The organism is Nitrospirota bacterium, from assembly GCA_040752355.1.
Taxonomy (GTDB): Bacteria; Nitrospirota; Thermodesulfovibrionia; order Thermodesulfovibrionales; family Dissulfurispiraceae; genus JBFMCP01.
In genome coordinates, this window is sequence record JBFMHE010000008.1 from 63,292 (window position 1) to 72,787 (window position 9,496).

The following is a 9,496-nucleotide window of genomic DNA, read 5'->3' on the forward strand; positions in this document are numbered from 1 at the left end:
TCGTTACTCGTAGCCTTTAAGCATCTCATTGGACTCTCTCCTTTTACTGGATGATATATGGATAGGCCCGGAGGTCTTGCTCCTGGCCTGGACTGCAAGCGACTTTGCCCAGAAGTGGTCCGCATGGCCGATCGAGTCGGTGCGGTCTGCGTCGAACCTGAAGTGGCCGGTATCGGTCGAGGTCCTCTTCACACTGTGGAGGCTCTGGCGGATCGTGTGATCGGCGGGGATGAGATCCTTCCGGTCCTCGAAGCTCTTCTTGATGCCGTAGGCGAGCGTCTCCTTATTAGCCGTGGTGAAGTCAATCCCTTCGACCCTGCTCGCGCCGAATATCTCCAGCGCCCGTTCGGCCATATCCGCGCCGATGCCGGTCTTGTCGATGCAGGCGCGTCTGAATCTTGGAAGCCGCATGAGCGCAAAGAGCACGTTCCGCTGCACGCCGAAGGGCTGCTTATGGAGCGCGATCGCAGCGCGTGTGAGATAAAAGCCGTCGCGTTCTTCATCGACCCATATCACCGAGAGGTGCCGCATCCGGGCAACGTCGAATCCTATATAGAGATCATTGACAAAAGGCACCTCGTCGCGCAGCCACCAGGGTTCGAAGGCAGGAGGGCGTTCGAGATGCTTATACTGATTGTGGTGTTCGATCGCTTCATTCACCAGGCGCTCGACCCATGACGGCTCGGCAAGGAGTCGCGCATCCTCCACGGTCTCGATGAGGTCATACGGCAGCCAGGCCGTGGCTTCGTCCATGAACTCGACCAGGTATTCCTGGTGCCAGGCTTCATCATCATTGAGCGCCAGGCGGAGGTCTTCCGGTTCGATTGGATTGCTGTCTTCATCGAACAGCTCAAGGCCCATGGTGACGGCCTGGTCGATGGTGCAGTTGTGCTTCGAGTAGCCGCCCCGCTCGCCTTTGTGCTCATAGTCCGGACCATCGAAGACCTGCAGCGTCTTTGCGGTCCACAACTCATAGAACTTGTTTTTCTTCCCCTGGGGCGTCGAGATGATCCGTATCTTGTAGCCCCTCGTGATCGTCGGGAAGAGCGCCTTCCATATCTCGCGGCTGTCCTTATGGAACGCGAACTCATCGAGGAGGATGTTGGCGCTGTGGCCTCTGGCCGTGCTCGGGTTTGCGGGCAGTCCGATGATGCGGGACCCATTGGGGAAGAGGATCTCCAGCTGCTTATACTCCGTCTTGTCGTCGGCCTTGAAGCTGTCGACCAGTTCGCTGATCGCCGAGTTGATAGCGCGCGCATGGATGGCAGCGGTGCGCATCAGCTCTTTGGATTGTCGTTCTCCAGCGGAGAGGAACACCCAGGTAGTGCCGGGGTTCTCCACGCAATCGAGCACTGCCTCCAGGGAGGTGGCAAACGACTTGCCTGCCTGTCGCGACCATTTGCCGATCTTGAAGCGTGATTTATCGTTCACCCATCGCTTCTGGTACTCGGTAAGCTTGATGATGGGATCGATGGTTGATTGCGAGGTTATCGTGGTAGCGGGCTGCTTATTCCCGGTCTTGATGATGCCCTTCGCCTGTGCAGGCTTGGGAGTGGCGATCGCAGGCAGCCGGTCGATGATCAATAACAGGCCGAATGCCAGGAGAAGAGCAAACAGGAATGTCCGGAGGCGCTTATGATTTGAGGCCATACATCCCTCTGATCATCTCTATAAGCTCGGGCGAATAGTGATTCTGGGCCGGCTTTTTTGCTTCTCCGCTGCTCTCTTCGATCAGCGGCTGTATGCCGCCGTAGCTCTCGTATGCCTGGATCGCCCTGAGGAGGGCAAGGATATTCTTCGGCGTGGGCTCTGCTTCGGCGTTCCGGAGCGTGACATCCACGAGTGCCTTGAGCTGGTCCTTTGTCCCTTTGTTCTGCTCAAGGTGCTTTCTCCTCTTCTCTTCCCACTCGCCGTCCTTCTTCCAATTGAAGAGGGTCTTCCTGGAGACGTTTTTGCCGAGCATGCCGACGATCGCATCGAGCGAAAACCCCTCGCGCACAAAGAGCCGCTGCGCCTCTTCATAATAAAGAGCGGTCTTACCCATCGATCTCGAGCTCCCGCCTCTTCTTCCTGATCTCGGCTTTCAGCTCGATGATCTCATTATTGAGCGCGATGAAGTCTTTCAGGGTCAGCTCGGCTCTGCAGAGATCGAGGTCCTCGGATTCTTCGACGCCCGGATCGATGATGTCGCGGAGGATAATGATGTAGTTTTCCGCCCTGCGTCTGAGATCTTTGAGACGCTTCTCTTTTTCAGCGAGCCGCGCTTTCTCCAGGATCATCTCTTTGCCGAGGCTCATTCGGTCACCTCCAGTTTGATCTTCTTGCCTGCCATCAGGATGGGGCACTGCGCGGGAGTTTCTAATTTCAGAGAGAGACGGTCAAGGATTCCTGCGAGCTGCAGCTTGTACTCCTGCTCGTCTTTGAGGAGCTGGATGAGCTGACCATTCGCGTTGTGGAGCCTGTCGAATGCCTCAGCGAGGGTCTTGTTCGTCTGATCCTGCGCCTCCTTATCCAGCTTCGCCTTTTCTTCCTGCCTCTTGTTGGCGTTGGTGAATGTGAAATACCAGATGATGAAAACGACTATCGCGACTCCGCCCTGGACGACAAACTGCATGGCCTCCTTCAGGCTCAAATCCATTCAAAACCTCCTCGTGCGTTGCGCCGCCGGCGCGATTGAGCCCATCTTATATTTTGATTCTCATCTATTAATACTGAGCTGTTCAGTAACACTGCCCCGCGGCCCTCCGGTAAGCTGAAGCCAGATTGAAATTGGAAACACCCCAGCAAAGAGGCCTCGCTGAGTTGTTGCCTCGCTACGAGCAGGCTGGTGCGCTGACAGGGAAAGGCGGGATGGTAAGACTAAGGCGGCCAGCCAATAGCCGCAGCGGCGGTTTCAACGGTTTAAACGGCTTGAGCGGTTTGAACTGTTTTCTTGAATGAAAGGAGGAAAGCAGCATGCCTGAAAAAGTGCCGGTGAAGAAGGTCCCGATATTCCGGGCCGGTGTGCATGTGGATTCCAATGGGAATCGGAGGGAGTGGACTGTTGATGATCTCGACAGCATGGTCAAGAATTTCGACCTGTCGGAATTCATCCCGGCCATAGTGGTCGGTCATCCGAAGGTCGAGGACCCCCGCTACGGCGATTTCGACGCAGTCTACCGTGAGGGGAAAACGCTCTTTGCCGACGTGGATGTCATTCCGGAAATGCACGATGCATGGAAGAAAGGGCTGTATCCCGAGCGGTCGGTCCGCATTGTCAAGCTGGATGACGGCACGTACAAGATCAGACACCTCGGCCTGCTCGGAGCTCACCCCCCGGCAGTTACGGGACTCCCCCGCGTGGAGTTCTCAGCTGAGGATGGAGAGGAGGTCATCATCGATTTCTCCGAGTACCGCTTCCCGGTAGTCGGCAGGGTCCTGCGGCGCTTGCGCGAATTCTACATCGAGAAGTTCGGAGTCGAAGAAGCCGACCGCATTGTCAACGAGTACGAGCTTGAGGATTTGCAGCGCGTGGAGCCCGAAGCGGTTTCGTCCGCTGCATTCAGTGAACCAACACAAGGAGGAGGCGATATGCCAACACAGAGAGAACAGGAATTGGAACAGCAGCTTGCTGAGGAGCGGCGGAAGAGCGCCGACTTTTCCGAGAAGCTCAAACAGAAGGATGCCGAGGTCGCCACGGCCAACCAGAAGACCACGGTCCTGTTGGCTGAAAACAGAAAGAAGGAGTTCTCTTCTTTCTGCGAAGGGCTCCGCAATGAGGGCAAGCTGCCGCCTGCGGTCATGCCCAAGGTCCTCGACTTCATGGAGATACTCTCCGGCGTCGAGACCTTCGACTTCGCCGAGGGCGACGGTAAGAAAGCCGCCAAGCCGGTCGAGATGTTCAAGGAGTTTCTCTCCGGCCTCGGCAAGGTCATCGAGTTCGGCGAGCACGCGACGAAGACGAAGGTCGGAGACGCGGGCAATAAGGACCGTGAGGCGCTCATCAGCGATTTCATGGAGAAAAACAAGGACGCATCCTACAAAGAGGCCGTGCTCGCGGTCTCGAAGGATCATCCTGAATTATTCAAAGAGGAGGTATAACGCATGAGGAATTTCAGTTTTATCAGTAAGGGCGGACTCGCTGTTTGTGTTCTGCTCCTGTTTGTGGGGCTGTTGGCGATCGCTTCAGTCAGTCCTGCGGCATCAACCATGGGATCGCTCGCCTGCGCGCCGATCGTATTCGGCATGATGGGCCAGACCTCGGGTGTCGAGAAATCAGTGAAGTGTACTGCGGCGGTGTCGGCGTTCACCATTGCCAAGTTCGGCGCCGATGACGACACCTTGTCGGCAGCCACAGCCTCGACGGAGGACCTTATAGGTATTTTCCAGCACGACACAGCAGCTGCCGGCGACGAGGTGAGGGTAATGCTGACCGGCATCAGCAAGGTCGTGCTCGGCGGAACGGTCACAAGAGGCAACTGGCTCACCTCTGATGCAAACGCCAAAGCAGTAGCCATCGGAGCGGTTGCAGGGACCAACTACAACTCAATCGGCCGTGCGCTTGCCTCGGGTGTGGCGGGAGACATCATCCCCGTGCTGCTCGAACCCGGCAGGCCGCAGGGATAATCCAAAAGGAGGGCTAACGTAAATGCCGGAACCAAGAACGCTGCATGTAGACAGCACACTCTCTACCCTCTCGTTGAAATACCGCAACGAGCAAATGATCTGGCCGCTCGTCTTACCTATAGTCAAGGTGAACAAACGGTCGGACAAATTCATGATCTATAACAAGGCAGACAGCTTCAAGCTCGTCGATGACAAGATCGGTCCGAAGTCTCTGCCGAATGAAGTCGACTGGGGAGTAACGCCCAGCAATTACTCGGTGAAGGACCACGCCCTTGGCGACTGGCTGCCTCAGGAAGATATCGACAATGCGGACAATCCGCTCCAGCCTGAAGTCGATACCAACGATTTTATCAATCTCCTGCTCGACATAGCGCAGGAGGCTAGAGTAGCGTCCCTGGTGTTCAGCGCCGCCAATTATCCCACCGGCAACAAAGTGACACTTTCCGGTACGGGGCAGTGGGGGCAGTCGGCGGACGATCCTATCGGCAATCTCATCGCTGCTATCGAATCGTGCTTCGTCCGTGCAAACACTCTTGTCATAGGGGCCGATGCCTGGATGGTGCTCCGCAAACTCCCCGAGATGCTCGATGCCGTGAAGGGATCGACCCGCTACCAGGGCTCTCCCGGAGGCCTCGTAACACCTTCCGAGCTTGCCGGACTGCTCGAAATCGACAACGTCCTCATAGGCAGGGGTCGGTATATTTCCTCGAAGGAAGGCCAGACGCCGACCTATACCCGCCTCTGGGGCAAGCATGCGGCTGCGCTCTATGTGGAGAAAAAACCCGGAGTCAAGTCGATCACCTTCGGCGTGACCTTTGCCGAGATGCTCAGGCAGTCATCGCGCGAATTCGACGGAAAGCGCGGCGTAAAGGGTGCGCATTACATCAAATGCGCATGGAATTCCGACGAGAAGATCGTGGCCTCAGACCTGGGCTACATGATTGAAAACGCGGTGCCGTAAGAAATAGTGAACACTTGATCGAAGGGGCGGCTGATCAGCCGCCCCTTATTCCAAATGTCGACGGAGGAACAATGCCGAAGTACATAGTGAAAGATACGCACATCATGCATGGCGCCAAGGGTGCAAAAGAAGCAAAGACCTATGCCCCCGGAGAAGAGATCGAGCTGACGGAAGAGGAGGCAGCCGCGCTCGGGTCGCATGTTGAGTCTGCTCCTACCAAGGAGAAAAAGTAGCGATGCCCTACAGCACGCTCGACGACCTCAAGAAACCGCTCCCTGAGAAGAACATCATCGAGCTCACCGATGATGACGGCCTCGGGGTGGTCGACCAGACAAAGGTCGATGAGGCCATCGCCTATGCCGACCAGCTGATAGACGGCTACCTGAGAGGAAGGTACTCCCTTCCTCTCTCCACCGTCCCCGGCCTCATCAAGCAGCTCTCGGTGGACCTCGCCATCTTTCACCTCTACGGCAGGCGCTTCGAGATGGAGCTGCCCGAGGGCATCATGGCGCGGTACAAGAACGCAATCAAGCTCCTGGAGCAGATACAGAAGGGTCTCATCAGCCTCGGCATCGAGAGCGCAAGCACCGGGAGCCAGGGCATCTACAAGAGCAACAAGACGTCCGACGACCGGACGTTCTCGAAAGATATTTTAGACACGTTTTAAGGAGGGTTTGAAACCATGTTAAGCATACTGGGATCACTGCTGGGGTTCGGCTCATCACTGGTCCCGCAGCTCTTCAAGTTCTTCCAGGACAAACGGGACAAAGAGCACGAGCTGAAGGTGATGGAGGTGCAGATGCAAATGCAGGCTGCAGGCCACGCACAGCGGCTTGAAGAAATCAACGTGCAGGGAGACATAGAGGAGTCGAAGGCGCTCTATCAGTCTGCACAGCCGATCCTTTCGGGGGTCGAGTGGGTAGATGCCGTTATCAGCTTCCTGACGAGCTCGGTACGCCCTGTCATCACGTATTCATTCTTCGCCCTCTATGCCTGGGTGAAAGCGGCTCAATACGCCAAAGCCCAGGATGTTGCGGCAATCTGGTCGCCGGAAGATATGGCGATATTCTGCACTATCGTCTCGTTCTGGTTCGGCTCCCGGACGATGCAGAAATTCTTTAGAAAGTGATGAGTAAATGAAACACCGTTATACCACCGATAAGGGCGTCGATTTCATCAAGGGCTTCGAGCGCTTTGTTCCCCGTGTCTATGACGACGGCTACGGCTATCCCACCATCGGTTACGGGCACATGCTGCTCCCCGGAGAAATGTTCGATCTCATCGGTGAGGAAGAGGCCGAAGCCCTGCTGAGAAGAGACCTCTTCAAGGCCGAGCGCTCCGTGCTCAGGCTGATCGACCTGCCGCTCGGGGACAACGAATACGATGCCCTTGTCTCATTCGCCTTCAACGCCGGAGGCGGCGCACTGCAGCGGAGCACGCTCCGGATGAAGCTGAACCGGGGGGAGGACAAAGAAGAGGTAGCCGCCGAATTCCTGAAGTGGATATATGCAGGCGGCAAAAAAACGAGAGGCCTGCTCAGGCGCAGACTGGCCGAAAGGGAGATGTTCCTCTCATGAGAATCGAAGACCTCGAAGACAAGCTCATCGAGACCGTCAAGACGGCAATGCCCTACCTGCGCTATGTGGACACGTACCAGGGCGAGCTTGACGAGACGAACATCGTCCAGTTCGTCAAAAACTTCCCTGCCGTGCTCATCTATATGGAGGAATCGCGCTATCTGAACCGCGCCTGGCCGCTCAAATGGCAGAGCGTCGAGATCACCATCCTCGTCTGCGACCGCAACTTGCGCGGCAACAAGAGCGCCCGCCGCGGCGACCGATCGAATCCGGGCACGTACGGGATGCTGCAGGACTTGTTCGATACGCTCTTTGGCAAAGACCTCGGCCTTGCCATGGACGCCCTGGATATCCTGTCGGAGACGGCATTGATCAATACATCGAAGCTGGCCGTCTATGCGGCCCGCTATAAAACCAAATTCGCAAAGAATTAACCCGTTTTGCGTAACGGGAACAAAAGGAGCGCTCTATGGAAGAAAGAAAATCAGGATCGTTCATCGTGGATGATGACGGCGCACATGCGCCGAACCTTTCCGACGAGGCGATGGCGCAGGCAAAGAAGCTGAAGGATGACCTGCTCAGGCGTTATGCTGCGGGCAAAAAGCAGCTCGGAGAAGAGCCCGACAGCACTATTGAGAACCGGGCCTTGATAGAGCTGCAGATCGAGGTGGAGATGCTTGAAACACGCATTACGCATGACGAGAAAGAGGAAGCCCGTCGCCCCTCACGCGCTGTGCGTAACGAGAGCAAGAAGGAGGTAAAGAGTGAACAGCAATAAAGCGGTGATCCTGGCAAAGGTAGAGGGCAGCTACGGCGTGGATGCCAACCCGACCGCTGCGGCGAATGCCATCCTCTGCGAAAAGCCGACTATCGAAGTGATGAGCAAAAAGCTGGAGCGAAACAACGTCAAGCCCTATTTCGGCAACCTGGCGCCGGTAAACATCGGCGAGGGACTGAAGCTTTCGTTCTCAACCGAAATCAAGGGCTCGGGCACTGTCGGGACAGCGCCTGAGATAGGCGTCCTCTTCAGAGGGTGCAACTTCACCGAGACCATCACTCCCGGCGTCAAAGTCGACTACGACCCCAACAGCAACACCTCCACCGGCGAGTCGCTCTCGATGTACTACTACCTGGACGGCATTCTGCACAAGATACTCGGCTCCAGGGGAACCTTCAGCTACGAGAGCAAGGCCGGAGAGTACGGCAAGATCAAATGGGACTTCACCGGCATCTTTGCCGGGCCGGTCGACCAGGCAATCGTAACGGGCGTCTATAACCAGACCGTCGCCCCGCCGAGATTCGTCAGCGCCGCCTTCAGCATCGACTCCTATGCGGCGATCATCGAGACCCTCAAGATCGACATCGCCAACGAGATCGGCAAGCGTCCCTCGGCGAATGCCGCAACAGGCATCCTGGAGTACTTCATCAAAAACAGAAAGCCCACCGGCGAGATCGACCCCGAGGCAGTGCCCCTGGCGACCAAAGACTTCTGGACGCTCTGGAGCAACAGCTCCAGGGTGGCGATGACGTCAACCCTGGGCGCTGTTGCCGGAAACAAGCTGATCACCACCGCCCCGAAGGTAGGTCTGGGCGATCTGAAATACGGCGATCGGGAAGACGTGGTCACCTACGGCATGCCCCTGGTGTTCACGCCCAACGCCGGAAACGACGAGCTTAAATTCTCGTTCCAATAACATTTTAAAGGAGGTTTTACACCATGAGAGACCTTGGAAAAGCGGACAACAAAGCAACCCTCAGAGACGGCATATCGGGCTCGAAGATCGAGCTCTTCTACCGCACGCCTACGACCGAGGAACTGCAAAGGTACTACTCGAATTCGATCATCAGAAAAGGCGGCAAGACCATCCCCAACGCAGTCAGTGCGCGGGTCGACTTCGCCATGGACATCCTCACCGGCATCGGCGACGGCAGCTTCGGCCTGGGCGGCAAGCCCATCTCGTCCAACCCTGCGTCCCCTGATTACTGTCCCGACTGGAAGGTCATGGTAAAGGAGAGCGCTCCCGACATCCTCGACACCTTTGTCATCATGACCTTCGAGCGGAGCAGCCTACAGGCGGCCCTTGCCGAGGGCGACGGAGGAGAGGAAGCCCTCCCTTTGCCGAAGAGCTCAGAAGGCTGAGAGAGAAATGCACGCCGGAGCGCAAGAAGAAATGCATAAAGAATTCGGGCGAGCACCTGCCGATTCTCTGCAGTCAATGCCCCGCGAACGAGCCTTATGAGCCCTCGGAATGGTTTACGCATATCTGGAGGTTGTATGAGCTTCAGCGGGGAGGATATCCGTTCCAGAAGAATGATCTCTCCCTCGAAGAATGGATTGCAATAGGAACGCTAA

15 protein-coding genes are annotated in these 9,496 nt (G+C 56.5%); 11 read left to right on the forward strand and 4 right to left on the reverse strand.

Annotation, left to right across the window (positions count from 1 at the left end):
- Nucleotides 1-3: 3 nt before the first annotated feature.
- The 4 genes from AB1805_07540 to AB1805_07555 are packed head-to-tail and all read right to left on the reverse strand — an operon-like array spanning nucleotide 4 to nucleotide 2,638.
- Nucleotides 4-1,650: a terminase family protein gene (locus tag AB1805_07540; GenBank protein ID MEW5745270.1), complete on the reverse strand. Its 1,647-nt coding sequence runs from the start codon at nucleotides 1,648-1,650 to the stop codon at nucleotides 4-6.
- On the reverse strand, nucleotides 1,634-2,044 hold the full coding sequence (locus AB1805_07545) for a hypothetical protein (protein ID MEW5745271.1): 411 nt from the start codon (nucleotides 2,042-2,044) through the stop codon (nucleotides 1,634-1,636). Before AB1805_07545 ends, AB1805_07540 begins: the two co-directional genes overlap by 17 nt.
- Nucleotides 2,037-2,297: a hypothetical protein gene (locus AB1805_07550; GenBank protein MEW5745272.1), complete on the reverse strand. Its 261-nt coding sequence runs from the start codon at nucleotides 2,295-2,297 to the stop codon at nucleotides 2,037-2,039. Before AB1805_07550 ends, AB1805_07545 begins: the two co-directional genes overlap by 8 nt.
- A complete protein-coding gene (locus tag AB1805_07555) occupies nucleotides 2,294-2,638 on the reverse strand; it encodes a hypothetical protein (protein MEW5745273.1) in 345 nt (114 codons plus the stop codon). Before AB1805_07555 ends, AB1805_07550 begins: the two co-directional genes overlap by 4 nt.
- A 317-nt stretch (nucleotides 2,639-2,955) precedes the next feature.
- Here AB1805_07555 and AB1805_07560 point away from each other — a divergent pair, with 317 nt between their 5' ends.
- From AB1805_07560 to AB1805_07610, 11 genes are all read left to right on the forward strand, one after another.
- Complete coding sequence (locus tag AB1805_07560; GenBank protein ID MEW5745274.1) at nucleotides 2,956-4,080, forward strand: hypothetical protein; 1,125 nt, start codon at nucleotides 2,956-2,958, stop codon at nucleotides 4,078-4,080.
- 3 nt (nucleotides 4,081-4,083) lie between these two features.
- Nucleotides 4,084-4,605, forward strand: a complete 522-nt coding sequence (locus AB1805_07565; protein MEW5745275.1) for a capsid cement protein — start codon at nucleotides 4,084-4,086, stop codon at nucleotides 4,603-4,605.
- A gap of 22 nt (nucleotides 4,606-4,627) precedes the next feature.
- Nucleotides 4,628-5,566: a hypothetical protein gene (locus AB1805_07570; GenBank protein ID MEW5745276.1), complete on the forward strand. Its 939-nt coding sequence runs from the start codon at nucleotides 4,628-4,630 to the stop codon at nucleotides 5,564-5,566.
- A 71-nt stretch (nucleotides 5,567-5,637) separates the two neighbouring features.
- On the forward strand, nucleotides 5,638-5,799 hold the full coding sequence (locus tag AB1805_07575) for a hypothetical protein (protein MEW5745277.1): 162 nt from the start codon (nucleotides 5,638-5,640) through the stop codon (nucleotides 5,797-5,799).
- Between the two features lie 2 nt (nucleotides 5,800-5,801).
- Nucleotides 5,802-6,233, forward strand: coding sequence for a DUF1320 domain-containing protein (locus AB1805_07580; protein ID MEW5745278.1), 432 nt, complete (start codon nucleotides 5,802-5,804; stop codon nucleotides 6,231-6,233).
- 15 nt (nucleotides 6,234-6,248) lie between these two features.
- Nucleotides 6,249-6,695 (forward strand): hypothetical protein, encoded by a 447-nt coding sequence (locus AB1805_07585; GenBank protein MEW5745279.1) that lies wholly within the window; start codon nucleotides 6,249-6,251, stop codon nucleotides 6,693-6,695.
- Between the two features lie 7 nt (nucleotides 6,696-6,702).
- Nucleotides 6,703-7,143, forward strand: a complete 441-nt coding sequence (locus AB1805_07590) for a lysozyme (protein MEW5745280.1) — start codon at nucleotides 6,703-6,705, stop codon at nucleotides 7,141-7,143.
- Entirely contained in the window at nucleotides 7,140-7,577 is a 438-nt protein-coding gene (locus AB1805_07595) for a phage protein Gp37 (GenBank protein ID MEW5745281.1), read from the forward strand. The genes AB1805_07590 and AB1805_07595 overlap by 4 nt, the downstream gene beginning before the upstream one ends.
- A 35-nt stretch (nucleotides 7,578-7,612) precedes the next feature.
- Nucleotides 7,613-7,921 (forward strand): hypothetical protein, encoded by a 309-nt coding sequence (locus AB1805_07600; protein MEW5745282.1) that lies wholly within the window; start codon nucleotides 7,613-7,615, stop codon nucleotides 7,919-7,921.
- Nucleotides 7,908-8,837, forward strand: a complete 930-nt coding sequence (locus AB1805_07605; protein ID MEW5745283.1) for a hypothetical protein — start codon at nucleotides 7,908-7,910, stop codon at nucleotides 8,835-8,837. The genes AB1805_07600 and AB1805_07605 overlap by 14 nt, the downstream gene beginning before the upstream one ends.
- Before the next feature lie 23 nt (nucleotides 8,838-8,860).
- Nucleotides 8,861-9,283, forward strand: a complete 423-nt coding sequence (locus tag AB1805_07610; GenBank protein ID MEW5745284.1) for a hypothetical protein — start codon at nucleotides 8,861-8,863, stop codon at nucleotides 9,281-9,283.
- Nucleotides 9,284-9,496 lie beyond the last annotated feature (213 nt).